This is a genomic window from Pseudomonas sp. BF-RE-21 (genome assembly GCF_019947305.1).
In the GTDB taxonomy this organism is placed as follows: domain Bacteria; phylum Pseudomonadota; class Gammaproteobacteria; order Pseudomonadales; family Pseudomonadaceae; genus Aquipseudomonas; species Aquipseudomonas migulae.
In genome coordinates this window covers 48,807-75,286 of sequence record NZ_JAGYGF010000025.1, presented here as the reverse complement: position 1 = coordinate 75,286, position 26,480 = coordinate 48,807, and the positions used below count along the sequence as shown (strand labels likewise).

The 26,480-nt window shown below is 60.7% G+C and carries 21 protein-coding genes; 11 read left to right on the top strand and 10 right to left on the bottom strand.

Annotation, left to right across the window (positions count from 1 at the left end):
* Positions 1 to 83: 83 nt before the first annotated feature.
* The 9 genes from phaC (KGB25_RS17560) to KGB25_RS17520 all read right to left on the bottom strand — a co-directional run bounded on the left by phaC (KGB25_RS17560) (position 84) and on the right by KGB25_RS17520 (position 12,355).
* A complete protein-coding gene (gene phaC, locus KGB25_RS17560) occupies positions 84 to 1,766 on the bottom strand; it encodes a class II poly(R)-hydroxyalkanoic acid synthase (RefSeq protein ID WP_008041884.1) in 1,683 nt (560 codons plus the stop codon).
* Between the two features lie 114 nt (positions 1,767 to 1,880).
* Complete coding sequence (gene phaZ, locus KGB25_RS17555; protein WP_008041882.1) at positions 1,881 to 2,735, bottom strand: poly(3-hydroxyalkanoate) depolymerase; 855 nt, start codon at positions 2,733 to 2,735, stop codon at positions 1,881 to 1,883.
* A gap of 144 nt (positions 2,736 to 2,879) precedes the next feature.
* On the bottom strand, positions 2,880 to 4,559 hold the full coding sequence (phaC, locus tag KGB25_RS17550; protein WP_008025218.1) for a class II poly(R)-hydroxyalkanoic acid synthase: 1,680 nt from the start codon (positions 4,557 to 4,559) through the stop codon (positions 2,880 to 2,882).
* Between the two features lie 258 nt (positions 4,560 to 4,817).
* Positions 4,818 to 5,195 carry a gamma-butyrobetaine hydroxylase-like domain-containing protein gene (locus KGB25_RS17545; protein WP_008025216.1) on the bottom strand — a complete coding sequence of 126 codons (378 nt, stop codon included), beginning with the start codon at positions 5,193 to 5,195 and terminating at the stop codon, positions 4,818 to 4,820.
* Between the two features lie 119 nt (positions 5,196 to 5,314).
* The gene (hslU, locus tag KGB25_RS17540; RefSeq protein WP_223436026.1) at positions 5,315 to 6,652 is read right to left on the bottom strand and encodes an ATP-dependent protease ATPase subunit HslU; all 1,338 of its coding nucleotides are present in this window, start codon (positions 6,650 to 6,652) and stop codon (positions 5,315 to 5,317) included.
* Positions 6,653 to 6,706: 54 nt separating this feature from the next.
* On the bottom strand, positions 6,707 to 7,246 hold the full coding sequence (gene hslV, locus KGB25_RS17535) for an ATP-dependent protease subunit HslV (RefSeq protein ID WP_008025213.1): 540 nt from the start codon (positions 7,244 to 7,246) through the stop codon (positions 6,707 to 6,709).
* A 217-nt stretch (positions 7,247 to 7,463) separates the two neighbouring features.
* Positions 7,464 to 8,162: an SPOR domain-containing protein gene (locus tag KGB25_RS17530; protein WP_008025212.1), complete on the bottom strand. Its 699-nt coding sequence runs from the start codon at positions 8,160 to 8,162 to the stop codon at positions 7,464 to 7,466.
* 1 nt (position 8,163) lies between these two features.
* Entirely contained in the window at positions 8,164 to 9,900 is a 1,737-nt protein-coding gene (gene argS / locus KGB25_RS17525; RefSeq protein ID WP_192226850.1) for an arginine--tRNA ligase, read from the bottom strand.
* 235 nt (positions 9,901 to 10,135) lie between these two features.
* Positions 10,136 to 12,355 (bottom strand): primosomal protein N', encoded by a 2,220-nt coding sequence (locus tag KGB25_RS17520; protein ID WP_008025209.1) that lies wholly within the window; start codon positions 12,353 to 12,355, stop codon positions 10,136 to 10,138.
* Positions 12,356 to 12,640: 285 nt separating this feature from the next.
* On the opposite strand from KGB25_RS17520, the gene rpmE reads away from it, so the two are divergent.
* From rpmE to KGB25_RS17505, 3 genes are all read left to right on the top strand, one after another.
* Positions 12,641 to 12,859 carry a 50S ribosomal protein L31 gene (gene rpmE / locus KGB25_RS17515; RefSeq protein ID WP_008025207.1) on the top strand — a complete coding sequence of 73 codons (219 nt, stop codon included), beginning with the start codon at positions 12,641 to 12,643 and terminating at the stop codon, positions 12,857 to 12,859.
* A gap of 11 nt (positions 12,860 to 12,870) precedes the next feature.
* Positions 12,871 to 13,683 (top strand): thermonuclease family protein, encoded by an 813-nt coding sequence (locus tag KGB25_RS17510; protein ID WP_223436024.1) that lies wholly within the window; start codon positions 12,871 to 12,873, stop codon positions 13,681 to 13,683.
* Positions 13,684 to 13,866: 183 nt separating this feature from the next.
* Positions 13,867 to 15,135: a malic enzyme-like NAD(P)-binding protein gene (locus KGB25_RS17505; protein WP_008025204.1), complete on the top strand. Its 1,269-nt coding sequence runs from the start codon at positions 13,867 to 13,869 to the stop codon at positions 15,133 to 15,135.
* A 259-nt stretch (positions 15,136 to 15,394) separates the two neighbouring features.
* Here the strand turns inward: KGB25_RS17505 and KGB25_RS17500 are convergent, their stop codons facing one another.
* Complete coding sequence (locus KGB25_RS17500; RefSeq protein WP_411740538.1) at positions 15,395 to 17,830, bottom strand: penicillin-binding protein 1A; 2,436 nt, start codon at positions 17,828 to 17,830, stop codon at positions 15,395 to 15,397.
* A gap of 218 nt (positions 17,831 to 18,048) precedes the next feature.
* Here KGB25_RS17500 and KGB25_RS17495 point away from each other — a divergent pair, with 218 nt between their 5' ends.
* The 8 genes from KGB25_RS17495 (at position 18,049) to KGB25_RS17460 (ending at position 26,326) form a co-directional block, all read left to right on the top strand.
* On the top strand, positions 18,049 to 19,113 hold the full coding sequence (locus KGB25_RS17495) for a pilus assembly protein PilM (protein ID WP_008041861.1): 1,065 nt from the start codon (positions 18,049 to 18,051) through the stop codon (positions 19,111 to 19,113).
* Positions 19,113 to 19,679, top strand: a complete 567-nt coding sequence (locus KGB25_RS17490) for a PilN domain-containing protein (protein ID WP_008041859.1) — start codon at positions 19,113 to 19,115, stop codon at positions 19,677 to 19,679. Before KGB25_RS17495 ends, KGB25_RS17490 begins: the two co-directional genes overlap by 1 nt.
* Positions 19,676 to 20,299, top strand: a complete 624-nt coding sequence (gene pilO / locus KGB25_RS17485; protein WP_223436020.1) for a type 4a pilus biogenesis protein PilO — start codon at positions 19,676 to 19,678, stop codon at positions 20,297 to 20,299. The genes KGB25_RS17490 and pilO overlap by 4 nt, the downstream gene beginning before the upstream one ends.
* Positions 20,296 to 20,823, top strand: a complete 528-nt coding sequence (locus KGB25_RS17480) for a pilus assembly protein PilP (RefSeq protein ID WP_008025197.1) — start codon at positions 20,296 to 20,298, stop codon at positions 20,821 to 20,823. The genes pilO and KGB25_RS17480 overlap by 4 nt, the downstream gene beginning before the upstream one ends.
* Before the next feature lie 13 nt (positions 20,824 to 20,836).
* The gene (gene pilQ, locus KGB25_RS17475) at positions 20,837 to 22,921 is read left to right on the top strand and encodes a type IV pilus secretin PilQ (RefSeq protein WP_223436019.1); all 2,085 of its coding nucleotides are present in this window, start codon (positions 20,837 to 20,839) and stop codon (positions 22,919 to 22,921) included.
* A gap of 4 nt (positions 22,922 to 22,925) precedes the next feature.
* On the top strand, positions 22,926 to 23,444 hold the full coding sequence (gene aroK / locus KGB25_RS17470) for a shikimate kinase AroK (protein ID WP_032828585.1): 519 nt from the start codon (positions 22,926 to 22,928) through the stop codon (positions 23,442 to 23,444).
* 151 nt (positions 23,445 to 23,595) lie between these two features.
* Positions 23,596 to 24,696, top strand: a complete 1,101-nt coding sequence (gene aroB / locus KGB25_RS17465) for a 3-dehydroquinate synthase (protein ID WP_008041853.1) — start codon at positions 23,596 to 23,598, stop codon at positions 24,694 to 24,696.
* A gap of 10 nt (positions 24,697 to 24,706) precedes the next feature.
* On the top strand, positions 24,707 to 26,326 hold the full coding sequence (locus tag KGB25_RS17460) for an AAA family ATPase (protein WP_223436017.1): 1,620 nt from the start codon (positions 24,707 to 24,709) through the stop codon (positions 26,324 to 26,326).
* The last annotated feature ends 154 nt before the right edge of the window (positions 26,327 to 26,480 follow it).

Below are 26,480 nucleotides of genomic sequence, written 5' to 3'. Positions count from 1 at the left end.
CATCACCGCGGTGGGTCGTGAACCGCGGTGATGCGATCGCCAGCAAGCCGGCTCCTACGGAGGCAGCAGTGGTGTGTTGGGTGTCAGCGCACGCGCACGTAAGTACCGGGTGCCGCCTCCATGGGTGGATAGTTCTGGTTGCCGAGGGCCATGTGGGTTTCCTTTTGCGCGCCCGAACGCTCCTGAATCCAGCTCAGCCACTGCGTCCACCAGCTGCCGTCGACTTGCTTGGCGTCGTAATACCAGGCCCGCGGATCGCTGCTCAGTTTGGTGCTTTCAATGAAGTTGGCTTTCGGGTTGGACGGCGGGTTGAGGATGCTCTGCACATGACCGCTGTTGGACAGCACGAAGCGTCGCTCGCCACCCAGCAGCAGCGTCGAGCGATACACCGCATCCCACGGCGTGATGTGGTCGTTGATGCCGGCCACGCTGAAGCTGTCGACGGTGACTTTCTGCAAGTCGATCGGCGTGCCGCACACTTCCAGGCCCCCCGGATGACTCAGCGGGTTGTGCTTGAAGAAGTCCAGCAGGTCGCCGTGAAAGGCGGCCGGCAGGCGTGTGTTGTCGTTGTTCCAGTAGAGGATGTCGAACGCCGGCGGCTCCTTGCCCAACAGGTAGTTGTTGACGAAGTAGCTCCAGATCAAATCGTTGGGGCGCATCCAGGCGAAGACCTTGGCCATGTCGCGACCGTCCAGCACACCCTTCTGATAGGACCGACGCTTGGCCGCTTCCAGGGTCTGTTCGTCGGCGAACAGGGTCGCGGGGCTCTCCATCTGGCTGTCGAGCAGGCTCACCAGATAGGTTGCGCTGGATACACGGCGCAGTTGCCGTTTCGCCTGCAAATGGCCTTGCAGCGCGGCAATGGTCAGCCCGCCGGCGCAAGCGCCCATCAGATTGACTTCCCGGGCGCCGGTGATCGCCCGGCATACATTCATCGCTTCTTCGACGGCTTCGACGTAGGTCGAAAGGCCCCATTCGCGATGGCGCACATCGGGGTTGCGCCAGCTGATCATGAAGGTTTGCAGGCCGTTTTTCAGGGCGAACTGGACGAAGCTGTTGTTCGGGCTCAGGTCGAAAATGTAGTACTTGTTGATCTGTGGCGGCACCACCAGCAGCGGTTTGGAATACTGCTTTTCGCTCATCGGCTTGTACTGGATCAGTTCCAGCAGCTCATTGCGAAACACCACGGCGCCGGTGGTGGTGGCGACCGTCTTGCCGACCTCGAAGGCCTGCTTGGTCACTTGCCTGGGCAGGCCGTCGTTGTGCAGGAAATCATCGACCAGGTGACTGATGCCACGCACCAGGCTGTTGCCGCCGGAGTTGAAGATTTCCTTGACTGCCAGCGGATTGAGCAGGGTGTTGGACGGTGACACCGCATCATTGAGCAAAGCGAACGCGAAGTGGGCGCGGGCGCGATCGTCCGGGTCCATGTTGCTCTCGTCGATCCAGCTTTTGACCTGTTTCTGCCAGCTCAGGTAGGCCTGCAAACTGCGGCGATAAAACGGGTTGAGGCTCCATGCGGGGTCGGCAAAGCGATTGTCGTTGGGGTTGGTCGGGTGCAGGGTTTCGCCCAGCAACACGCGCCCCAGTTGACCGCCCAGCTTCAACGCATGGCGGGCGCTGTGCACGGGGTTGCGCAAACCATGGGCGGCAACGCTGCGCAGGGTCGAAAACAGATCCCGACCACGCAGGCCGGTAATCGCACTCTGTGCGTTGATGAACGCTGCGGGAGTCGGTAAAGATTCCCTCGCTGGCTTGTCGCGCATGACTCAACACTCCTTCGTCTTCAGGCCAAATACAAACACACCGAACCAGAACACCATAGACGCTGTAACGGGTTGTTGCGCGGCGCGGCGTCCTGCCGACCGACGATAAGTCGGTTAGCCGCCCGATGGAGCCGGATGCGGATGCATCACGGCGCGCTGCCGTTCTTCCTCGAGAAACTTCATGATGATCGGCGCCACGGCCTCGGCGCGGGTGATCAGGAACAGGTGCCCGTCATCGATGATGTGCAACTGGGCGTTGGGAATCCGCCAGGCCAGCACGCGCATGTTGATCAACGGGATCAGCGGGTCATCGTCGCCGGCCAGCACCAGCGTTGGCTGGTGGATCTTGTGCAGCCAGTGAATGCTGGTCCAGCCGAGCCCGGCGAACAGCTGCCAGTAGTAACCGAGCTTGCCTGCCGAGCGCACCTTCGCCGCATGGCTGGCCGCCAGTGTCGGATCGCGACGGAACGAGCCGCCGTAGATCATCGGCGCAATGCGGATCACGTGCGATGGCTGGATGTAGCGCCGTGGGCTGGCCATCATCCACAGTACTTTTGGTTTGCCCGGCACCATCACCGCACCCGCCGCCGTCGCCGCCAGCACCAGTTTCTTGCAGCGCTCGGGGTAGTCGTAAGCAAACTGCTGGGCGAGGGCGCCACCCCATGACACACCGATCACGTTCACTTGCCCGTAATCGAGATAGTCGAGCATCCGCGCCGTGAGTTTGGCCAGGCCCGGAAAACGATACGGCCGGTTCGGCGTCGACGAACCGCCGACACCGGGCACGTCGAAAGCGATGACTTCGAGGTCCGGGTCCAATGCGGCGACAAACGGAAACACCAGCTCCAGGTTGGCGCCGATGCCGTTGAATATCAGCAAGGGCGTCAAGTGAGGCTTGCCGGGGCGTACTGCCGTGCGGAGGGTCTGGCCATCCAGGTCGACGGTACGAAAAATGAACGGTTGCGGCATGCTTCAAGCCCTGTGGGTTAATTATCCCGGTCCCCTGTAGGAGCGAGGCTTGCTCGCGAAGGCGTCAGATCAGTCGAAATCTACGTTGAATGAATGACCGCTTTCGCGAGCAAGCTTCGCTCCTACGGGGGGCGGGTGTGTCAGTTACCGCTCATGTACGTAAGTGCCCGGTGCTGCTTCACCTTCCGGATAAGCCTTGTTGCCCAGTTTTGTCGGGGATTTTTTCAATTCGCCCGAACGCTCGGCTTGCCAGGCCTGCCAGTGCAGCCACCAGGAATCGGTGTGCTTGGTGGAGTTTTCCTGCCACTCCTCAGCCTTCAACGGCATCTCGGTGCCCGTCATGTAGCGTGATTTCGGGTTGCCCGGCGGGTTCAGAATGCTCTGGATATGTCCGCTGCTGGACAGTACGAATTCGACCTTGCCGCCGAACAGTTGCGCCGACTTGTAGCAGGACTTCCACGGCGTGATGTGGTCGTTGGTGCCGGCCAGGGAAAAGATGTCGGCCGTGACCTGCTTCAGGTCGATTGGCGTGCCGCACACTTCCAGTGCATCCGGGCGGATCAGCGGATTGTTTTTGAACATCTCGATCAGATCGCCGTGGAACGCGGCGGGCAACCGGGTGGTGTCGTTGTTCCAGAACAGAATGTCGAACACCGGCGGCTCGTTGCCGAGCAGGTAGTTGTTGACCCAGTAGTTCCAGATCAGATCGTTGGGGCGCATCCAGGCGAACACTTTCGCCATGTCGCGGCCTTCCAGTACACCGGCCTGATAGGAATGGCGTTTGGCGGCTTCAAGCGTCTGCTCGTCGACGAACAGTGCGACGTCGCTGTCCAGGGTGGTGTCCAGCACGCTGACCAGCAGCGTCAGGGCGTTGACTTTGTTCTCGCCGATTGCTGCGTAGTGGCCCAGCAACGCGGTGCAGGTGATGCCGCCGGAGCAGGCGCCGAGCATGTTCACGTCTTTGCTGCCGGTGATCGCGGTGACCACATCAACCGCTTCCTTGAGCGCTTCGATGTAGGTCGACAGGCCCCATTCGCGCTGTTCCTTGGTCGGGTTGCGCCAGCTGACGATGAAGGTCTGCACGTGATTGCGCAGGCAGAAACGCGCCAGGCTTTTGTCCGGGCTCAGGTCGAAAACGTAGAACTTGTTGATTTGTGGCGGCACCACCAGCAATGGGCGCTCATGCACCTGCTCGGTGGTCGGCCGGTACTGGATCAGCTCCAGCACGTCGTTACGGAAAACCACCGCACCTTCGGTCACGCCCAGGCTCTTGCCGACTTCGAATGCGCCCATGTTGACCTGGCTCGGCATGCCGCCGTTGTGCACCAGATCCTTGGCCAGGTGCGAGAGGCCGTCGAGCAGGCTCTTGCCACCGGTTTCGAAGAAGCGTTTGACCGCTGCCGGGTTGGCCGCCGTGTTGGTCGGGGCCATGGCTTCGGTCATGAGGTTGATCACGAAATGCCCGCGTGCCACATCCTTGGGCCCGAGGTTACTGTCGTCGATCCAGTCGTGGAGTTCCTTGCGCCACGCCAGGTAGGTTTGCAAATAACGTTTGTAGAGCGGGTTCTGGCTCCAGGCCGGATCGGCGAAACGACGGTCATCGCTGGTCGGTAGCAGTTCGGATTTGCCGAACAGCACGTTCTTCAGTTCAAGACCGAAATGAGCGACATGCTTCGCACTGTGAATCGGTTGTTTAATGGCCTGCCTGAGCACCATTCGAGCAGAAGCCAGTAGATCCTTTCCACGCAGCCCAACGACAGGATTAAGCCCCAAGGTGTTTTCCGAGGCTTGATTCTTCAAGTCATCGTTATTCTTGTTACTCATCTACGACGCTCCATTGTCCTGAGACGAGTACCTGAGTCCAGCCGTGTAGTCACACAGCCAATGCCAGGTACTACTGCTCGGGTGACCGATAATTCTGCATCGCTGCTTTTTAGTTCAGAGAGCACTGCAGGTAACTTGCCAGCTCCATTGGTTACCCGAGTTTAATTTTTTTCGCAAGCAGGCTAATGACTGACCTCGCGGCCAAGCATTCAAACAGATGAAATTAGAAAATGCCTTCTAATGCGCAAGAGGCGCGGGTTAGAGCATCAGCTTGACGACAGATTCGTTAGGGTCGCGGGTCTTTCCGGCCGCTTTCAGTTCGGCAAGATAATCGTTCCAGAGATCCTCTTGGCGCACGCCCAACTGGTACAGATATTCCCAGGTGAACAGGCCGCTGTCGTGGCCGTCGTCGAAGGTCAATTTCAGTGCGTACTGACCGGCCGGTTCTACCTTGGTCAGGCCTACGCCGATCTTGCCAAATTGCAGGATAGGTTTGCCGTGGCCCTGGACCTCGGCGGAAGGAGAGTGCACGCGCAGGAACTCGGCGGGCAGGTGATGTTCCTCGCCGGACGCGTATTTCAGCGACAGGGTTTTCGAGGCTTTGTGCAGTTTGATGTCGGTGGGGAGTTGGGTCATGACCTGATGTCCGTCAGTGTGGAACTCTCGCGGTCCCTTGTAGGAGCCGGCTTGCCGGCGATGGCGATCTCAAGGTCCCCATCGCCGGCAAGCCGGCTCCTACACAGGTCTCACATGACCTACAGGATATAACGGGACAGGTCTTCGTTCTGCGCCAATTCGCCGAGGTGGTTGTTGACGTACTCGGCGTCGATCATGATCACCTTGTCGTCGTGAGCGCTGGCCAGGTCGCCGGCGCTGAACGACACCTCTTCGAGCAGGCGCTCAAGCAGCGTGTGCAGGCGACGGGCACCGATGTTCTCGGTTTTCTCGTTGACCTGCCAGGCGATCTCGGCGATGCGCTTGATGCCATCCGGCTGGAACTCGATGGCCAGGCCTTCGGTTTTCAGCAGTGCGCAATATTGCTCGGTGAGCGAGGCGTGCGGTTCGCTGAGGATGCGTTCGAAGTCTTCCGGCGTCAGCGCCTTCAGCTCGACACGAATCGGCAGACGCCCTTGCAGCTCAGGCACCAGATCGCTCGGCTTGCTCAAGTGGAATGCACCGGAAGCGATGAACAGGATGTGGTCGGTCTTGACCATGCCCAGTTTGGTGTTGACGGTGCAGCCTTCGATCAACGGCAGCAAGTCGCGTTGCACGCCTTCACGGGACACGTCGACGCCACCGGAGTTACCGCGCTTGGCAACCTTGTCGATTTCGTCGATGAACACGATACCGTGCTGCTCGACCGCTTCCAGCGCCTTGGCCTTCAGCTCTTCATCGTTGACCAGGCGGCTGGCTTCTTCGTCGCGGACCAGTTTCAGCGCTTCCTTGACCTTGAGCTTGCGGCTCTTGCGTTTGCCCTTGCCCATATTGGCGAACAGGCTCTGCAACTGGTTGGTCATTTCTTCCATGCCCGGTGGCGCGGAGATATCGACGCCGGACACTTCGGCGACTTCGATTTCGATCTCCTTGTCATCCAGCTGGCCTTCGCGCAGGCGCTTGCGGAACAGCTGGCGGGTGTTGGAGTCGGCCGACGGGGCGTCATCGTTGTTGAAGCCCATGCGCGCCGGTGGCAGCAGGGCGTCGAGGATGCGCTCTTCGGCGGCGTCTTCGGCGCGGTGGCGAACCTTGGTCATTTCCTGTTCGCGCAGCAGCTTGATGGCAGCATCGGCCAGGTCACGAATGATCGACTCGACGTCGCGGCCAACGTAGCCGACTTCGGTGAACTTGGTCGCTTCGACTTTGATGAACGGTGCGTTGGCCAGTTTGGCCAGGCGACGGGCGATCTCGGTTTTGCCGACACCGGTCGGGCCGATCATCAGGATGTTCTTCGGCGTTACTTCAACGCGCAGCTCTTCCGGCAGTTGCATCCGGCGCCAGCGGTTACGCAGCGCGATGGCTACGGCGCGTTTGGCATCGTCCTGGCCGATGATATGGCGGTTGAGTTCGTGGACGATTTCACGGGGAGTCATGGACATAATATTTTGACGGACCTTAAACAAGATGAGTCGTGGCGTGGGGCCGAAACAGACTTACTCGTCGCCTTTGGCGCAGTCCTGCTCCTCAATGGTCTGGGTGTGGTTGGTGAATACACAGATGTCGCCGGCAATGCCGAGGGCGGTTTCGACGATTTCCCGGGCTGACAGGTCGGTTTTCTTCAGCAGCGCACTGGCGGCGGCCTGGGCGTAGGCGCCGCCGGAACCCATGGCGATCAGGCCTTGTTCAGGCTCAACAACGTCGCCGTTGCCGGTGATGATCAGGGACGCGTCTTTGTTGGCGACCGCGAGCATGGCTTCGAGGCGGCTGAGGGTGCGGTCGGTGCGCCATTCTTTGGCGAGTTCGACGGCGGCGCGAACCAGATGGCCCTGGTGTTTCTCCAGTTGACCTTCGAAGCGCTCGAAAAGGGTAAAGGCGTCGGCCGTGGCGCCAGCAAAACCGGCGAGGACTTCGCCGTGGTAGAGGCGACGAACTTTCTTCGCGTTGCCTTTCATCACGGTATTACCGAGAGAAACCTGGCCGTCGCCGCCCATGACGACTTTGCCGTGGCGGCGAACTGAAACGATGGTGGTCAAGGGAGAGTCTCCACGCAGCGGGGCGAAAATGCCTTATGCCAACTCATATGGGGGTGGTGGAGCGTTTTTCAACTGCGGGGCGGGAGAGGGGACGAGCGGTGGCGTACACGAAGATGTGTGGTGGGAGTGCTGACGCCAATCGCGAGCAGGCTCGCTCCCACAGGGTTGGCGCAAATCCTGTGGGAGCGAGCCTGCTCGCGATGAACGATAACGCGGATCAGCGGTTCTGGCGTTGTTGTAACAACAGGTTGCTGAACCCGGCGCCGGACAGTTGTTTCTGCGCGGTGGTCAGTTGTTCGCGGTTGCTGAACGGCCCGACCAACACCCGATACCAGGTCTCGTCCTTCACCGTGCCGGACTCAACCGATACCGCTTGGCCGAGCAGGATGATCTGCGCGCGCACCTTGTCTGCATCAGCCTCCTTGCGGAACGAACCGGCCTGCAGGAAGAACTTGGTCACCGGTGCCGCCTTGGCCACGGGTGGCGGTGGCGGCGGGGTGATGCCAGCCAATGCCGCCTGAGCCCGCGCCGTGTCGATCTTCGCCGCTTCCGCCGGGGTTACCGGCGTGGTCGGTACAGCCGGCGTCGGCGGTGTTTTCTCCGGCACGGCATCCGGCGGCACGATGACTTCCGATTCCGGCAGCAAGGTGTAGAAGTCGTACTTCGGCTTCACCGGTTGCGTCGGGCTCGGCGGGGTCTTGTTGGCCTCGGCGACCTTGGTGGCTTTCTGCTGCTCGATCTTCTCGCGCTTGACGCTGTCGCTGCCCTTGCCCGGTTCCAGCTTCATCAGGAACACAATGAACGCGCCGACCGTCAGGCCGATGGCCATCCACAACCAACCCGGGATCGGTTGCTTTGCAGGAGCTTGGTAACGGCTGGCGCCACGCTTGGGTGCAGGTTTTTTCTTGGCAGCCAACTTACATACGCTCCAGAGTTTCCAGACCCAAGAGTTCCAGGCCTTGCTTGAGAGTGCGACCGGTCAGCGCGGCAAGACGCAAGCGGCTTTGCATTTGCGCCGGGGTTTCAGCACTGAGGATCGGGCAGTTCTCGTAGAAGCTGGAGAACAGGCCGGCAACGTCGTACAGGTAGGTGCAGAGGATGTGCGGCGTGCCTTTCTCGGACACGTTGTTCAGGATTTCGCCGAATTGCGCGAGTTTGGCTGCCAGCTCATGTTCATGCGCGGCTTCCAGGACGATCTGGCCTTCGACTTCGCTGAAGTCCTTGCCGAGCTTGCGGAACACGCCCGCCACGCGGGTGTAGGCGTACAGCAGGTACGGCGCGGTGTTGCCTTCGAAGTTCAGCATCAGGTCGAAGTTGAAGCTGTAGTCGCTGGTGCGGTGCTTGGACAGGTCGGCGTATTTCACTGCGCCGATGCCCACGACCTTGGCGATGTTGCGCAGCTCGTCTTCGGCCAGCTCCGGGTTTTTCTCTTTGACCAGGTTGTAGGCGCGCTCCTGGGCTTCGGTCAGCAGGTCGATCAGCTTCACGGTGCCGCCATCGCGGGTCTTGAACGGACGGCCATCGGCGCCGTTCATGGTGCCGAAACCCATGTGTTCCATTTCCATCGGGTGCGTCACGAAGCCAGCCTTGCGGGCGACAGCGAACACTTGCTGGAAGTGCAGGGCCTGGCGCTGGTCGACAAAGTACAGCGCGCGATCAGCCTTCAGCTTGCCACTGCGATAACGTACCGCCGCCAGGTCGGTGGTGGCGTAGAGGTAGCCGCCATCCGCCTTGACGATGATCACTGGCAGCGGGTCGCCGTCAGCGTTCTTGAACTCGTCGAGGAACACGCACTGCGCGCCGTTGCTCTCGACCAGCATGCCAGCGGCCTTGAGGTCGTTGACCACATTGATCAGGTCGTCGTTGTAGGCGCTTTCGCCCATCACGTCGGCCATGGTCAGTTTGACGTTCAGCAGCTCGTAGATTTTCTGGCAGTGCGACAGCGAGATGTCCTTGAACTTGGTCCACAGCGCCAGGCAATCCGGGTCGCCGGCTTGCAGCTTGACCACCAGGCCACGGGCGCGGTCGGCGAACTCTTCGGATTCGTCAAAACGGCCCTTGGCGGCGCGGTAGAAGTTTTCCAGGTCCGACAGCTCGTCGCTGGTGATCGGGTTTTCCTGCAAGTAAGCCATCAGCATGCCGAACTGGGTGCCCCAGTCGCCCACGTGGTTCTGACGGATCACTTCGTCGCCGAGGAACTCCAGAACGCGAGCCACGCCGTCGCCGATGATGGTCGAACGCAAGTGGCCGACGTGCATCTCTTTGGCGAGGTTCGGTGCCGACAGGTCGACCACGGTGCGTTGCGCCGGGCCAGCCTTGCGCACGCCGATGTGCTCGTCGGCCAGTGCGGCGTCGAGGCGGGTGGCCAGGGCGTCGGTGTTCTGGAAGAAATTCAGGAAGCCAGGACCGGCGATTTCGGTCTTGGTGATGTTTTCGTCAGCCGGCAGCGCAGCGATGATTTTCTCGGCCAGATCGCGCGGCTTCATGCCGGCCGGCTTGGCTAGCATCATGGCGATGTTGCTGGCGAAGTCGCCGTTTTTCTTGTCTCGGGAGTTTTCCACCTGGATCGCCGGCGTCAGGCCTTCAGGCAACACACCTTCGTTGACGAGTTGGGTGATGGCTTGTTGGATCAACTGGCGAATGGTGTCTTTCATGGTCTTCTCTTTCGACCGCAAGCGCGGCGGCGCTTCGATGCGCTGGTGGAAAAACTGGGCATTATCCGTTGCGAAGGCGGGCTTGCCAACTATAGCGGGCAGGTTGTGGATATGTGGTGACTATTAGGGCCTCTTCGCGGGCAAGCCTCGCTCCTACAGGGTCGAGTCGTTTGCCAATATTGTGAACGACACAAACCCGTAGGAGCGAGGCTTGCCCGCGAAGGCAATATTGAAATCAATACAAATCGACCGGGTCGACATCCAAAGACCAGCGCACCGCCCGCCCGCTCGGCATCTGCTCCAGCACCAGCAACCAACTGGCCAGCAACCGGTGCAGCGGCGCCCGGGCCGTTGCCTGCAACAATAACTGCGCGCGATAACGCCCGGCCCGACGTTCCATCGGTGCAGGCACCGGCCCGAGCAATTCGATCCCGGTCAGATTCTGTTCAGCCAGCAAACGCTCGGCCTCGCTGCACGCCTCGTCGAGAAACCCTTCAGCCTGCCCCGGTTTGTGCGCTTCGGCCCGCAGCAGCGCCAAATGCGCAAACGGCGGCAAACCGGCGGAGCGTCGTTCGCTCAGCGCCTGTTCGGCGAACGCGAAGTAGCCTTGTTCAGTCAGTTGCACCAGCAGCGGATGGTCCGCCAGATGGGTCTGGATGATCACTTTGCCCGGCTCTTCAGCCCGGCCTGCGCGACCGGCGACCTGCACGATCAGTTGCGCCATGCGTTCGCTGGCGCGGAAGTCACCGGAGAACAATCCGCCGTCGGCATCGAGAATCGACACCAGCGTCACCCGTGGGAAGTGATGCCCTTTGGCAAGCATTTGCGTGCCCACCAGAATGCATGGGTGACCCTTCTGAATGGTCGCGAACAGCTGATTCATCGCGTCCTTGCGCGACGTGCTGTCGCGGTCGACCCGCAGCACCGGAACATCCGGGAACAGAATGGCCAGGCGTTCTTCGGCGCGCTCGGTGCCGGCGCCCACCGGCCGCAAATCCACTTTGCCGCACTTCGGGCAGTGCCGGGGCACGCGTTCGACGTAGCCGCAATGGTGGCAGCGCAGTTCGCCGGAGCGTTGGTGCACGGTCATTCGCGCATCGCAGCGCTGACATTCGGACATCCAGCCGCAGTCGTGGCACAACAGCGTCGGGGCGAAACCTCGACGGTTGAGGAACACCAATACTTGCTGGCCGGCCGCGAGTGTCTGGCCGATGGCTTGGTGCATCGGCCCGGAAATGCCGCTGTCGAGTGGGCGACTTTTCACATCCAGGCGCAGGAAGCGCGGCTGCTTGGCGCCGCCAGCACGCTCATTGAGGCGTAGGAGGCCGTAGCGCCCGGTGTAGGCGTTGTGCAGGCTTTCCAGCGAAGGCGTGGCGGAACCGAGCACGATCGGGATGTTTTCCTGCCGTGCGCGGACCAATGCCAGGTCGCGGGCGTGGTAGCGCAGGCCTTCCTGCTGTTTATAAGAGCCGTCGTGCTCTTCGTCGATGATGATCAGGCCAGGGTTTTTCATCGGCGTGAACAGCGCCGAACGGGTGCCGATAATAATGTCGGCGTCGCCGTCGCGCGCGGCGAGCCAGGCTTCGAGGCGCTCGCGATCGTTGACCGCCGAGTGGATCAGCGCGATGCGTGCATTGAACCGTTGTTCGAAGCGCGCCAGGGTCTGCGGGCCGAGGTTGATTTCCGGGATCAACACCAGTGCTTGCTTGCCGGCTTCAAGGGTTTCGCGGATCAACTGCAAATAGACTTCGGTCTTGCCGCTGCCGGTGACGCCGGCCAGCAGGAACGCGTGATAACTGTCGAACCCGGCGCGAATCGCCTCATAGGCGGCGCGTTGTTCAGGGTTGAGCGGCAATTCCGGTTGCGCCAGCCAATGCTCGTGGCGGGCGCCGGGGGCGTGCTTGCGGATCTCCACTTGCACCAGATCCTTGGCCAGCAGCAGATCCAGGCTGTCCTTGCTCAGCATCAACTTGCTCAGCAACTGATGGGCGACGCCATGAGGATGCTGCGCCAGGGTTGCCAACGCCTCGCGCTGACGCGGGGCCCGGGCGATGCGCGGGTCATCGAGGCTGGCGCCAGGCGCGGCGGACCAGAAACGTTCCTGGCGCGCTTCGGCCAGTTCGCCCTGACGCAACAACACCGGCAGTGCCCAGCTCAAGGTGTCGCCGAGGCTGTGCTGATAATACTGAGAGGTCCACAGGCACAGCTTGAACAGCGCTGGCGGCAAGGGCGGCGTGGCGTCGAGCAGGGCCAGGGCCGGTTTGAGCTTTTCTGCAGGCACTTCGCTGGTGTCGGTGACCTCTACCAGAATCCCGATCATCTCCCGCCGGCCGAAAGGTACGCGCAGGCGCATGCCCGGTTGCAACTGGGCGCGCAGGACACCGGCCGGGGCACGGTAATCGAACAGGCGGCGCAGGGGCGAAGGCAGGGCGAGGCGCAAAATGGCGTCGGGCACGCGGGGGGTCTCGATCAACAAAAAATAGGGGGCGTGACATATAACCTGTAGGAGTGAGCCTGCTCGCGATAGCAATCTTGCAGTCAACATTGCGGCGACTGGCAGACCGTTATCGCGAGCAGGCTCACTCCTACAGGGGATCGCGTATTGGGTCGGGAGCCTAGCAGACGGTCGGTCTCAGCGACAGCTTGCGTGATTGAGATTGTCTGGTAGAATCCGCGGCCTAATTACGTGCGGTATTCAACAATAGTGTTGGGTGGCGGCACGCAGCCTGAGGAAGACACCATGAAAGCTGATATCCATCCAGAATACCCAGCCATCGCTGTTACCTGCAGCTGTGGCAACAAGTTCGAAACCCGTTCGACCTTCGGCAAAGCCCTGGCGATCGACGTTTGCAACGAATGCCACCCGTTCTACACCGGTAAGCAAAAGACTCTGGACACTGGCGGCCGCGTTCAGCGCTTCGCAGACCGTTTCGGTGCTTTCGGCGCGAAAAAGGCCTAAGGCCAATCATTTTGGAAGGTCGTTCCGGCTTCTCCAGACTGATAAAAAAGGCGTCCCTTGCGGGCGCCTTTTTTGTGTCCGCGATTTGGCTTTCGGGCGCCCAGGCCTTCTGCCCGGTACCGGATGGGCTGACGTCGGTCGCGGTGCAACGGGTGGTGGATGGTGACACCGTGCGCCTGAGCGATGGCCGCAGCGTGCGCATGATCGGCTTGAATACGCCCGAGCTGGGCAAGCAGGGCCGCTCCGACGAGCCGTTCGCCGTGGCGGCGCGCAAGCGCCTGGAAGCATTGGTGGCTGCCAGCGGCGGGCGGGTCGGTGTGCTGCCGGGTAAAGAGAGCAAGGATCACTACGGTCGTACCCTTGCGCATCTTTATGGTGCCAAGGGTGCCAACCTCGAAGCGCAGATGCTCGCAGAAGGGCTCGGTTTCCAGGTGGCGGTCGCGCCGAATGTCGATCTGGTGGTCTGTCAGCAAGCAGCGGAACGCAGTGCGCGGCAAGCCGGGCTCGGTGTGTGGCGCCAGTCGCCTGTACTGAAAGCGGAGCAGATCAACACGTCCGGCTTCGCGGTGGTCAGTGGGCGTGTGAGCAAGGTTCAGCGCAATCGCGGCGGTGTTTGGATCGAGTTGCAGGATTCTCTTGTACTGCGTGTTGCGCCCAATTTGCTGGGGCAATTTGATGGTGCGGCGCTGGAGCGCCTGAAAGGCAAGCAGGTCGAGGCCCGTGGCTGGGTCGTGGACCGTTCGCGCCGTGGCGGATTGCAAGCGGGGCAAGCGCGCTGGCTTCTTCCATTGACCGATCCGGCGATGTTGCAAGCGGCGCCTTGATAAAAAAATTGTAGACATTTTTATTGTCGATTGTGAACAGTCTATCCCTTGTGTTCCGTGGCTCTTGGCCCAAAGTCGTAGGGCGGGGCGCTTGACAGGGGTGACTGGTCAGTCTTGTGGGGACTTTGCGAGGCGCGTATCCTCGCTGACCAGTCTGTCCAACAGTAAAAGCGGAATGCCCCCATGTCTGATCTGAAAACTGCCGCTCTCGAATATCACGCCCATCCTCGTCCAGGTAAGCTGAGTGTCGAGCTCACCAAGGCCACCGCTACCGCCCGCGACCTGTCGCTGGCCTACAGCCCCGGCGTAGCCGAACCAGTACGCGAAATCGCCCGCGATCCTGAACTGGCCTACAAATACACCGGTAAAGGCAACCTGGTTGCAGTCATTTCCGATGGCACCGCGATTCTGGGCCTGGGTAACCTCGGCCCATTGGCTTCCAAGCCAGTGATGGAAGGTAAAGGCGTGCTGTTCAAGCGCTTCGCCGGCATCGACGTTTTCGACATCGAAGTCGACTCCGAAAGCCCGCAAGCCTTCATCGACACCGTCAAGCGCATCTCCATCACCTTCGGTGGCATCAACCTGGAAGACATCAAGGCACCTGAGTGCTTTGAGATCGAACGCGCTCTGATCGAGCAGTGCGACATTCCGGTATTCCACGATGACCAGCACGGCACCGCAATCGTGACTGCCGCCGGCATGATCAACGCCCTGGAAATCGCTGGCAAAACCCTCGCCGACGCCAAGATCGTCTGCCTGGGTGCCGGTGCGGCCGCCATCTCCTGCATGAAATTGCTGGTGAGCATGGGCGCCAACATCGAAAACATCTACATGGTTGACCGTACCGGCGTGATCCACTCCGGCCGTGACGACCTGAACCAGTACAAGGCTGTCTTCGCTCACGCGACCGACAAGCGCACCCTGGCTGACGCCCTGCAAGGCGCAGACGTGTTCGTCGGCCTGTCCGGTCCGAACCTGCTGAGCGCTGAAGGCCTGCTGTCCATGGCGGCCAACCCGATCGTGTTCGCGTGCTCGAACCCGGATCCGGAAATCTCCCCGGAACTGGCACACGCCACCCGTAACGACGTGATCATGGCGACCGGCCGTTCGGACTACCCGAACCAGGTCAACAACGTACTGGGCTTCCCGTTCATCTTCCGTGGTGCCCTGGACGTTCGCGCCAAGCGCATCAACGAAGAAATGAAAGTGGCAGCAGCCAACGCCCTGCGTGAACTGGCCAAACTGCCGGTTCCTCAGGAAGTGTGCGACGCCTACGGCGGCATCAAGCTGGAATTCGGTCGTGAGTACATCATTCCGAAGCCAATGGACAAGCGTCTGATCACCCTGATCTCCGATGCCGTGGCCAAGGCTGCAATCGAGACCGGCGTGGCAACCCTGCCGTATCCGAAGAACTACCCGCTGAAAAGCGTGGATGATGTGTTCAACGGCTAAGCCGTAGTCGCATCAAACAAAAAGCCCCGGCTCTGGTGAGTCGGGGTTTTTTTATGCCTGCAGGTTTTGTGTTGTCGGTGAGGGCCTCATCGCTGGCAAGCCAGCTCCTACAGAGATTTGGTGAGCTGCTCATATCCCTTGTAGGAGCTGGCTTGCCAGCGATGACGGCCTGACAGGCGCCACATCTATGGCGCAATGCACAGAGCGAAAAAAGCCCCGCACTTCTCTCGAAGGCGGGGCTTTTTGGGTGGTGCTGCGATCAGAACAGATCGATCGGCGCCGCTTCATCCGCTGGCAGCGGGCTGCCCGGCGCATTGCCGTTGCCCAGCTCATTCACCGACGGTGGCGTATCTTCGGCCTTGAACAGCTCGAAGTACGCTCCAGGCGTGCCTGGGGTGGCTGCCCGGCCGCTGATCGGGTCAACCCGCAGGCTGAGGATGCCTTCCGGTTCCGGTTGCGTGTGCGGCGGCTTGTCTTTGAGCGCGGCGCCCATGTAGTTCATCCAGATCGGCAGGGCGACGGTGCCGCCGAACTCGCGTTTGCCCAGGCTTTCCGGCTGGTCGAAACCGGTCCAGACGGTGGTCACGTAATCGGCGTTATAGCCCGAGAACCAGGCATCCTTCGATTCGTTGGTCGTACCGGTTTTGCCTGCAATGTCGGGGCGCCCCAAGGCCAGTGCGCGACGGCCGGTGCCGAGTTTGATCACGTCCTCGAGCATGCTGTTGAGGATGTAAGTGGTGCGACCATCGACAATGCGTTCGGCCACGGCCGGCGCCTGAGGTGTTGGCAGACCTGGAGCTTCGCCCGGCGTCGCGTTGACCGTAAAGGCCTCGGCGGTCGGCGCGGCGATGCCGTCGGTGGCCGCATCGCCTTTCGGCACGCTTGGCGGATTGGCGACGAACAGCGTGTCGCCATTGCGGCTTTCGATCTTGTCGATGATGTACGGGGTGATCTTGAAGCCGCCGTTGGCGAACGTGCTCCAGCCGGTGGCGATTTCCATTGGCGTCAGGGTCGCGGTGCCCAGGGCCAGCGACAGGTTGCGCGGCAGGTCCTGCTTGTTGAAGCCGAACTTGCTGATGTAGTCGATGGTGCGATCGACACCCAGCGCCTGCACCAGGCGGATCGACACCAGGTTGCGCGACTTGTACAGCCCTTCACGCAGGCGGATCGGGCCGAGGAAGGTGTTGGTGTCGTTCTTCGGACGCCAGACCTTGTCCAGGTATTCGTCGACGAACACGATCGGTGCGTCGTTCACCAGGCTGGCGGCGGTGTAGCCGTTATCCAGCGCAGCGCTGTAGACGAACGGTTTGAAGCTCGAACCTGGCTGGCGCTTGGCCTGCAGGGCACGGTTGTAGTTGCTCTGCTCGAAGGCGAAACCGCCGACCAGCGAGCGAATCGCGCCGTTCTGCGGATCAAGGGAGACCAGTGCGCCCTGAGCTTGCGGGATCTGGCTGAATTTCAGCGAATTGTCCGGCTGACGCTGCACGCGAATCAGATCACCGACCTGAGCCACATCCGCGGGCTGCTTCGGATTGGCGCCCATGCTGTTGGTGTTCAGGAACGGCCGCGCCCATTTCATGCTGTCCCAGCCGATGTGTTCGTCGCCGGTACGGGTCAGCACTTGCAGGCCGTTCTTCTCGACCTGCGTGACGATGGCCGGCTCAAGGCCGCTGATGGTGCGCTGCTTGGTCAGCTCCGAGACCCAGGCCTCGCGGGTCTTGCCCGGCAGGCGCGACTCGGGGCCACGATAGCCGTGACGCTGATCGTAGGTCATCAGGCCTTCATGGACGGCAGTGTTGGCCATTTCCTGCAGGTTGCTCGGCACGGTGGTCGTGACGCGGAAACCCTCGGTGTAGGCATCGCTGCCGTAGCGGCCGACCATTTCGGCGCGGGCCATTTCAGCAATGTACGGCGCGTTCACTTCCGGGGTCGGCACGTGATAGCTGGCGTTCAGCGGCTCGTTGATCGCGGCGGTGTAATCGCTCTCGGTAATCTTGCCGAGCTTGTACATGCGGCCAAGGATCCAGTCGCGACGTTCCTTGCTGCGGGCCGGGTTGGCCAGCGGGTTGAAGCGCGACGGAGCTTTCGGCAGGCCGGCGATCATCGCCATCTGTGCGAGGCTGACGTCACGAATCGACTTGCCGTAGTAAACCTGCGCCGCGGCCTCGATGCCGTAGGCGCGGTTGCCCAGATAGATCTTGTTGACGTACAACTCGAGGATCTCGTCCTTGGTCAGCTGCCGTTCGATCTGCAGGGCCAGGAGGATTTCAGTGGTCTTGCGCGAGAAGCTGCGTTCGCTGGTCAGGAAGAAGTTCTTCGCCACCTGCATGGTGATGGTGCTGCCGCCGGACTGGATGTGTCCGCTTTTGACCAATTGGGTGGCGGCACGCATCAGGCTGCTGGGATCGACGCCGTAGTGGTTGGCGAAATTGTCGTCTTCAGCACTTAGTAACGCATTAATGAAATTGGGGGGAATGTCGGCGAAACGGATCGGTGTACGGCGCATTTCGCCAAACTCTGCGATCAACTTGTTGTCGCTGCTGTAGACGCGCAATGGAATCTGCAACTGGATGCTTCGCAGAGCCTCCACAGAGGGTAATCCCGGACTAAGGTAAAGAAACGCGCCGCTCAGACCAAGGAGCAGTCCGCAGAAAACGGCGACGATGGACCAACCGAAGAATTTCAGCAGACGAATCAAGGCTTTGGGATATCCAGGGCAAAGAATGAATTAGGCAGCAGGGTTCAGATAAACAGGGAACGACCCGCGCTTGCAGTAAAAACCGGAAAAAAACGCTGGGCATTATAAGCATTTTTACGTCGAGAGCGTCATTTGCGCTGCTGTCAAGACGGGTGGTTTGAACGCAACGGACATTACAGAGTCCGTAAGACACGGATAGTCATAGGGAATTGGTAGTGCTAGGACTCTTCAATAAAAAAGCCAATACGCTTTTGGGGATCGACATCAGCTCCACGTCGGTGAAACTTCTGGAGTTAAGCCGCCAGGGCGACCGCTATCGGGTCGAGGCTTATGCGGTAGAACCGCTACCTGCCAACGCGGTGGTCGAGAAAAATATCGCCGAGCTCGAAGGCGTGGGTCAGGCACTTTCACGCGTGCTGCTCAAGGCCAGAACCAGCCTCAAGAATGTGGCCGTAGCCGTGGCGGGTTCTGCCGTCATCACCAAAACCATCGAAATGGATGCAGGTCTTTCCGACGACGAGCTGGAAAACCAGCTGAAGATCGAGGCCGATCAATACATCCCTTATCCACTGGACGAAGTCGCCATCGACTTTGAAGTACAGGGCGTATCGGCACGCAACCCGGAACGGGTCAGTGTGCTGCTGGCAGCCTGTCGCAAGGAAAACGTCGAAGTCCGTGAAGCGGCGCTCGCACTGGCCGGCCTGACGGCGCGCGTGGTCGATGTCGAGGCTTACGCGCTGGAGCGCTCATTCGGCCTGCTGACCGGGCATCTGGCGGCGTCTCGCGAGGATCTGACGGTCGCCGTGGTCGACATCGGCGCGACCATGACCACCCTGAGCGTGCTGCGCAACGGGAAAATCATCTACACCCGCGAACAGTTGTTCGGCGGTCGTCAACTGACGGAAGAAATCCAGCGGCGTTATGGCCTGACCGTTGAGCAAGCGGGGCTGGCGAAGAAGCAGGGCGGTTTGCCGGACGATTACGTCAGCGAAGTGTTGCAGCCCTTCCGTGATGCACTGGTGCAGCAAGTGTCGCGTTCGTTGCAGTTTTTCTTCGCTTCCGGCCAGTACACCTCGGTCGACCATATCCTGTTGGCTGGCGGCACCGCTTCGGTTCCGGGGCTGGACCGATTGATCGAGGAGCGTCTGGGCACTTCGACGCAAGTGGCCAATCCATTCTCCGACATGACCCTGGGCAGCAAAGTCAACGCCGGTGCCCTGGCCAGCGACGCGCCGGCGCTGATGATCGCCTGCGGGTTAGCCCTCAGGAGCTTCGACTGATGGCGCGGATCAACCTTTTACCTTGGCGCGAAGAGCTGCGGGACGCACGTCGCAAACGCTTTTTGCTGGCGCTGGTCGGCGTGCTGGTGGGCGCTGTGGCAGTGGTGCTGGTCGCGGATCGGGCCATCAACGGCGCCATCGACCGACAGGTCGCCCGAAACGATTACATCGGTAAACAGATTGCGGTGGTCGACGAGCGGATCAAACAGATCAGCGACCTCAAGGCGCGGCGTCAGCAATTGGTCGAACGCATGCGCATCATTCAGGACCTGCAAGGCAACCGTCCGATCAGCGGGCGGATCTTCGATCAGTTGGCGCGCACCTTGCCGGACGGGGTCTATTTCACCGAGGTGAAAATGGAAGGTAAAACCCTGTCCATCACCGGCGCGGCAGAATCCAATAACCGTGTTTCCGACTTGATGCGCAATCTGGATGCATCGGACTGGTTCGATGCGCCCACCCTGACAGAGGTCAAGGCGACCACCGCAGGCCAACTGGATCAGGCCAACGTCTTTCAGTTGACCGTGCGCCAGACCCAGCCTGCTGCCGTGGAGGCCGTTCAATGAGGCCGGCCGAATGGATCGAAGGACTGCGCAAGATCGACATCAACGATCTGGACACCAACAACATGGGGTCCTGGCCGCCCGCCATCAAGGCGCTGGCGGGTCTTCTATTGATGATTCTGGTGTTGGCGCTGGGCTACAGCTTTTCCATCAGTGACCTTGAGAGCCAGCTTGAACTCAAGCGCGAGGAAGAGTCGACCCTCAAGGAGCAATTCGCCACCAAGGCCCACATGGCGGCGAATCTTGAGCTGTACACCCAGCAGATGAAGGAAATGGAGAACTCCTTCGGCGTACTCCTGCGGCAATTGCCCAGTGACACCGAAGTGCCCGGCCTGCTGGAGGACATCACCCGTACCGGCCTCGGAAGCGGGCTGGAGTTTGAAGAGATCAAACTGCTGCCAGAGGTGACCCAGCCTTTCTACATCGAACTGCCGATCCAGATCACTGTCACCGGTGCCTATCATGACCTCGCCACGTTCGTCAGTGGCGTGGCCGGGCTGCCACGGATCGTCACCCTGCATGACTTCGACCTTGCCCCGGCCAACCCCGAAGGCGGCTCGAAATTGCGCATGAGCATCCTCGCCAAGACTTACCGCTACAACGACAAGGGGCTGCAAAAATGAGCCCGGTTCGTATTTTTCCGATGATCGGGATGTTGGCCGCCCTGGCCGGTTGTGATGGCAGCAATGACTTCAGTGATCTCGACGCTTACATGAACGAAATGCGTCTGCGTGCGCCCGGCAGGATTGAACCAACGCCGACATTCCGGTCTTACCCAACGTTCACCTACAGCGCGGCTAACTTGCGAAGCCCGTTTTCCCGGCAGCTCAGAGTTGATCTGGCGGGCCAAAAACATGGCGCACGCAATGTCAAACCAGACCCCAGTCGGGTCAAGCAGTACCTCGAAGGTTTCAACATCGAGCAGTTTGAAATGGTCGGCACGATCTCCAATGCGGCGGGCTCCTTTGCGCTGTTGCGCGGGGCGGGCGGTGTGCATCGGCTGAAAGTCGGCGATTACCTGGGGCGCAACGATGGCCGGATCGTCGCCATCAGCGGCTCGCAAGTCGATGTGGTCGAAATCGTTCCTGACGGCGAAGGCGCCTGGCTGGAGCGGCCACGGACTATCCCTTTGAAAGAGCACTCATAGTGGAACTCGAATAATGAACAGGATTTTCGCAACCTTCGGTATTTCGCTATGGATAGCGTTGCTGTCGCCGATGGTACAAGCGGCCAACCTTAAGGCGCTGGATGTTGCCGCGCTGCCGGGAGACCGCGTCGAGTTGAAGTTGTCATTCGATGGCGCGCCGCCGGCGCCCCACGGTTACACGACGGAGCAGCCTGCGCGGATTGCGCTGGATCTGCCTGGCGTGGTCAGCCGGTTGGCGAGCAAGACCCGTGATCTTGGCGGCGGCAACGCCCGCAGCGCCACAGTGGTAGAAGCCAAGGACCGCACGCGGCTGATCATCAACCTGACTCAATTGACCCCGTACACCGCACGGGTCGAAGGCTACAACCTGTTCGTTGTGGTCGGGCGGGGAGGCAGTAACGCTGCCGCGCCTGCCGCCAGGCCTTCACGGGTCGCCACGGCAACTGCGGCACCGGCCAAGGCTTATGCGCCAGTGAGCAAGGCCATTCGCGGTGTGGATTTCCAGCGTGGAACCCAGGGCGAAGGCAATGTGGTCATCGACCTGTCGGACCCTTCCATCGCCCCGGACATTCAGGAGCGCGATGGCAAGATCGTCCTTAATTTTGCCAGAACCCAATTGCCAGAACCTCTGCGGGTGCGTCTGGACGTCAAGGATTTCGCCACGCCGGTGCAGTTCGTCAACGCCAGTGCCACCGGGGACCGGGCGACCATCAGCATCGAGCCCAGCGGCGCCTTCGATTACTCGACCTACCAGACCGACAACAAGCTCACCGTCAGCATTCGCCCGATGACCGTCGATGACCTGCAAAAGCGCAACGCCGAACGTTTTGCCTACACCGGTGAAAAGCTCTCGCTGAACTTCCAGGACATTGACGTGCGCTCGGTGCTGCAACTGATCGCCGACTTCACCAACCTCAATCTGGTGGCCAGCGACACGGTGCAGGGCGGCATCACCTTGCGTCTGCAAAACGTGCCCTGGGATCAGGCGCTGGACCTGGTGCTGAAAACCAAGGGGCTGGACAAGCGCAAGATCGGCAACGTGTTGTTGGTGGCGCCGGCCGACGAGATTGCCGCGCGCGAACGTCAGGAGCTGGAGTCGCAGAAGCAGATTGCCGATCTGGCGCCATTGCGTCGTGAGCTGCTGCAGGTCAATTACGCCAAGGCGGCGGATATCGCCAAGTTGTTCACGTCGGTGACCAGTGCCGAGGCGAAAGTGGATGAGCGGGGTTCGATCACTGTCGATGACCGGACCAACAACATCATTGCCTATCAGACCCAGGATCGCCTCGACGAACTTCGCCGGATCGTCGCGCAACTGGACATCCCGGTGCGTCAGGTGATGATCGAGGCGCGAATCGTCGAAGCCAACGTCGACTACGACAAAAGCCTCGGCGTGCGCTGGGGCGGTTCTTTGCAAAACAAAGGCAACTGGAACACGTCCGGGGTTAGCAACGGCGCCGATGCTTCGTCGACCATCGGCACGCCTGGCAGCACCAGTACCAACTCGCCGTTCGTCGATATGGGCGCCGCCGCCAACACCTCGGGGCTCGGCATCGCCTTCATCACCGACAATGTGCTGCTGGATCTTGAGCTGACCGCGATGGAGAAAACCGGTAACGGCGAAATCGTCTCACAGCCCAAAGTGGTCACGTCCGACAAGGAAACCGCCAAAATCCTCAAGGGCACCGAGATCCCGTACCAGGAAGCCAGCTCCAGCGGCGCCACATCGGTGTCCTTCAAAGAGGCCTCGCTGTCGCTGGAAGTGACGCCGCAGATCACCCCGGACAATCGGATCATCATGGAGGTTAAGGTCACCAAGGACGAACCGGACTACCTGAACAAGGTCCAGGATGTACCGCCGATCAAGAAAAACGAGGTCAACGCCAAGGTCCTGGTCAATGATGGCGAGACCATCGTAATCGGTGGCGTTTTCTCAAATACTCAGAGCAAGGTTGTAGATAAGGTGCCATTTCTCGGCGATGTGCCGTATCTTGGCCGCCTTTTCCGGCGTGACGTGGTTTCGGAGAAAAAATCCGAGCTGCTGGTATTTCTCACTCCGCGTATCATGAACAACCAGGCGATTGCTGTGAGTCATTGATTCTGTGCGAAATTTGATTCTTGTTGGACCGATGGGGGCTGGAAAAAGCACCATCGGCCGGTTGCTGGCCAAAGAGCTGCGCCTGCCATTCAAAGATTCCGATAAGGAAATTGAATTGCGCACGGGCGCCAATATCCCATGGATCTTCGATAAGGAAGGCGAACCGGGCTTTCGCGACCGCGAGCAGGCGATGATTGCCGAGCTGTGCGATTGCGACGGCGTGGTGCTGGCGACCGGTGGCGGTGCAGTCATGCGCGAAGCCAATCGTCGGGCGCTGCGTGCCGGTGGTCGGGTGGTTTATCTGCACGCTTCCGTGGAGCAGCAGGTCGGCCGCACTGCCCGCGACCGCAATCGGCCACTGTTGCGTACCGCCGATCCGGCCAAGACCCTTCGGGATCTGCTGGAGTTGCGCGATCCGCTTTATCGGGAAATCGCCGACCTGGTGGTTGAAACGGATGAGCGGCCGCCGCGTATGGTGGTGCTCGATATTCTCGAGCGCTTGCAGCAGCTGCCTCCCCGTTAAAGCGCAGCGCGAAATGCGCTATCCTCGGCGTCCTGCCATGACCGCTCAAGGTTGTGGCGGATGGCTACCGAACGGCGTCAAACCATCAGATGCCCTGGATACTCGATAACTCAAGGCGGGACGCCTGATTTCATCTTCACTGTGGGGACACATGCAGACACTCAAGGTCGATCTAGGCGAGCGCAGCTACCCGATTCATATTGGCGAAGGTTTGTTGGATCAGCCCGAGCTGCTGGCCCCGCATATTCGCGGACGGCAAGTGGCGATCATCTCCAACGAAACCGTTGCGCCGCTCTATCTTGAACGTCTGACCCGCAGCCTTGCGCAGTATTCGGTGATTTCCGTGGTGCTGCCCGACGGCGAAGCCTTCAAGACCTGGGAAACCCTGCAACTGATTTTCGACGGCTTGCTGACCGCACGACACGACCGTCGCACGACCGTGATCGCCCTCGGTGGTGGCGTGATTGGCGACATGGCCGGGTTTGCCGCCGCCTGTTACCAGCGTGGCGTCGATTTCATCCAGGTTCCAACCACTCTGTTGTCGCAAGTCGACTCCTCGGTGGGCGGCAAGACGGGGATCAATCATCCACTGGGCAAAAACATGGTCGGCGCGTTCTATCAGCCGAACGTGGTGCTGATCGATACCGCCTCCCTCAATACCCTGCCGGCCCGCGAGTTGTCCGCCGGGCTTGCTGAAGTCATCAAATACGGCTTGATCTGCGACGAGCCCTTCCTGACCTGGCTCGAAGAAAACGTCGATCGCCTGCGAGCCCTGGACCAGGTCGCCCTGACCTATGCCATCGAGCGCTCCTGCGCGGCGAAGGCAGCGGTGGTCGGCGCCGATGAAAAGGAAACCGGCGTTCGCGCCACGTTGAACCTGGGCCACACGTTCGGCCACGCCATCGAAACCCACATGGGCTATGGTGTCTGGCTGCATGGTGAAGCGGTCGCTGCCGGTACTGTAATGGCGTTGGAAATGTCCACGCGTCTGGGCTGGATCAGTGAGCAAGAGCGTGATCGCGGCATTCGCCTGTTCCAGCGTGCCGGCCTGCCGGTCATCCCGCCTGAAGAGATGACTGAAGCCGATTTTCTCGAACACATGGCAATTGACAAGAAAGTGATCGACGGTCGTTTGCGCCTGGTGCTGCTGCGCCACATGGGCGAAGCAGTGGTGACCGACGATTATCCGAAAGAGGTTCTACAGGCCACGCTGGGAGCGGATTACCGCGCCCTGGCTCAGCTTAAAGGTTAATAAGATCCCGATGACTAGTTTGCACGCCGACGAGGCTTTCCTCGGCCATTACCAGTTGAGTCATGACCCTTTTGCTCCACGGGTGCCTGGCTTCAAATTCTTCCCGGCCCAGCGCAAACCTGTGCTGGGTCAGCTGCACCACCTGGCCCGTTACAGCCAGTTGCTGCTGGTGGTCACCGGCCCGCAAGGCAGTGGCAAGACCCTGTTGCGTCAGGCCCTGGTGGCCAGCACCAATAAACAGTCTGTTCAAAGCGTGGTGGTTTCCGCCCGTGGTGCCGGTGATGCGGCGGGCGTGCTGCGTCAGGTGGCTCAGGCGCTGAACGTTGCCGAGGCCGAGACCGGCGCGATTCTGGCTCAGGTCGTGCAGCTCGCGCTGACCGGTCAGGAAGTCTATTTGCTGGTGGACGACGCCGAGCAGCTCGACGAGTCCGCGCTCGAAGCCTTGATGGAGCTGGCCGCCGGTGCGCCGGAAGGCCGTCCGCACGTGTTCCTGTTCGGCGAATCCTCGCTGATCGCTCAACTTGAGGCGCTGAGCCTTGAAGAAGAGCGCTTCCACGTCATCGAGCTGCAGCCTTACACCGAAGAAGAAACCCGCGAATATCTGGACCAGCGGCTCGAAGGTGCTGGACGGGGTATCGAACTTTTCACCGCAGAACAGATCTCTGATATTCACGAAAGCTCCGACGGCTGGCCTGGCAACATCAACCAGGTTGCCCGCGATGCAATGATCGAAGCCATGATTGCCAGCCGCTCAGCGGTCAAGCGTCCAAGTATGGGGTTCAACATGCCGAAGAAACACGTATTGGCGATTTCCGCCGTCGTCGTGGTCGCGGTAGCCGCCGCCTGGTTGATGCCGGGTCGCAGCAAAGCACCGACCACCGGCGCACCTGCCAACGAACAGGCGCAACTGCCGCTCGGCCAGGGCACGCCACAACCTAACAGCGGTGGCGCACCTGCCGTGGAATTCGCCGGTAATTCGCAACCGATGCCATTGCCGTTGGTCGGCAACTCGCAGCCGGTCATGCGTGGCCCGCTGGCTGAAGCCGCCGGTGGCATCACCGAGGGCGACGATGGCGTGCCGGTAGAGGGTTCCAGCGCTACACCGCCGACCGTGACCACCATTGCGCCTCCTGCGGGCATCCAGGCCGGTCCTGCGCCGACGCCAGCCGCCAAGCCGACGCCAGCGCCTGCACCAGCCCCAGCGCCGACTCAGGTCGCGACGGCCAAGCCGGTTCCGACGGCGCCTGCAGTGAAGCCGGCACCAGCGCCTGCGCCAGCCAAGCCAGCGGCTGTCGCAACCGCCAAGCCTGCCGAGAAACCAGCGGCTGCGGCCAAGGCTGCCGGCGGCACCTGGTACGCCGGTCAGGCTCCGGGTAACTACGTGGTGCAGATCCTCGGCACCAGCTCCGAGGCGACCGCGCAAAACTTCGTGAAAGAGCAGGGCGGCGAGTACCGTTATTTCAAGAAAGTCCTCAACGGCAAGCCGCTTTACGTCATCACTTACGGTAACTTCGCCAACCGCGATGCAGCCGTTACCGCCATCAAGGCCTTGCCAGCGAAGGTTCAGGCTGGTAAACCTTGGCCTCGCACTGTCGCCAGCGTCCAACAGGAACTGGCAACAACTCGCTGAAGATTCGGCGGCCTTACCCAGGCCGCCTCTCCCGGCACCTCAAAATTTCTACAAGCGCATGCCGCCTCTACAGGCCGCGTGCCTTGTGGTGTCTGCGTCACAGTAGTCTTTGAGTCGTTGCAGTCAAAATTAAAAAAGTTTTGACTAGCACAGC

Coding starts and splice junctions, on each gene's coding strand:
- pilO (WP_223436020.1), top strand. CDS start 19,676: ATGAGGCCGGCCGAATGGATCGAAGGACTGCGCAAGATCGACATCAAC.
- pilQ (WP_223436019.1), top strand. CDS start 20,837: ATGAACAGGATTTTCGCAACCTTCGGTATTTCGCTATGGATAGCGTTG.
- KGB25_RS17480 (WP_008025197.1), top strand. CDS start 20,296: ATGAGCCCGGTTCGTATTTTTCCGATGATCGGGATGTTGGCCGCCCTG.
- KGB25_RS17505 (WP_008025204.1), top strand. CDS start 13,867: ATGTCTGATCTGAAAACTGCCGCTCTCGAATATCACGCCCATCCTCGT.
- phaZ (WP_008041882.1), bottom strand. CDS start 2,735: ATGCCGCAACCGTTCATTTTTCGTACCGTCGACCTGGATGGCCAGACC.
- argS (WP_192226850.1), bottom strand. CDS start 9,900: ATGAAAGACACCATTCGCCAGTTGATCCAACAAGCCATCACCCAACTC.
- hslU (WP_223436026.1), bottom strand. CDS start 6,652: ATGTCCATGACTCCCCGTGAAATCGTCCACGAACTCAACCGCCATATC.
- phaC (WP_008025218.1), bottom strand. CDS start 4,559: ATGAGTAACAAGAATAACGATGACTTGAAGAATCAAGCCTCGGAAAAC.
- aroB (WP_008041853.1), top strand. CDS start 23,596: ATGCAGACACTCAAGGTCGATCTAGGCGAGCGCAGCTACCCGATTCAT.
- KGB25_RS17460 (WP_223436017.1), top strand. CDS start 24,707: ATGACTAGTTTGCACGCCGACGAGGCTTTCCTCGGCCATTACCAGTTG.
- KGB25_RS17545 (WP_008025216.1), bottom strand. CDS start 5,195: ATGACCCAACTCCCCACCGACATCAAACTGCACAAAGCCTCGAAAACC.
- rpmE (WP_008025207.1), top strand. CDS start 12,641: ATGAAAGCTGATATCCATCCAGAATACCCAGCCATCGCTGTTACCTGC.
- KGB25_RS17490 (WP_008041859.1), top strand. CDS start 19,113: ATGGCGCGGATCAACCTTTTACCTTGGCGCGAAGAGCTGCGGGACGCA.
- phaC (WP_008041884.1), bottom strand. CDS start 1,766: ATGCGCGACAAGCCAGCGAGGGAATCTTTACCGACTCCCGCAGCGTTC.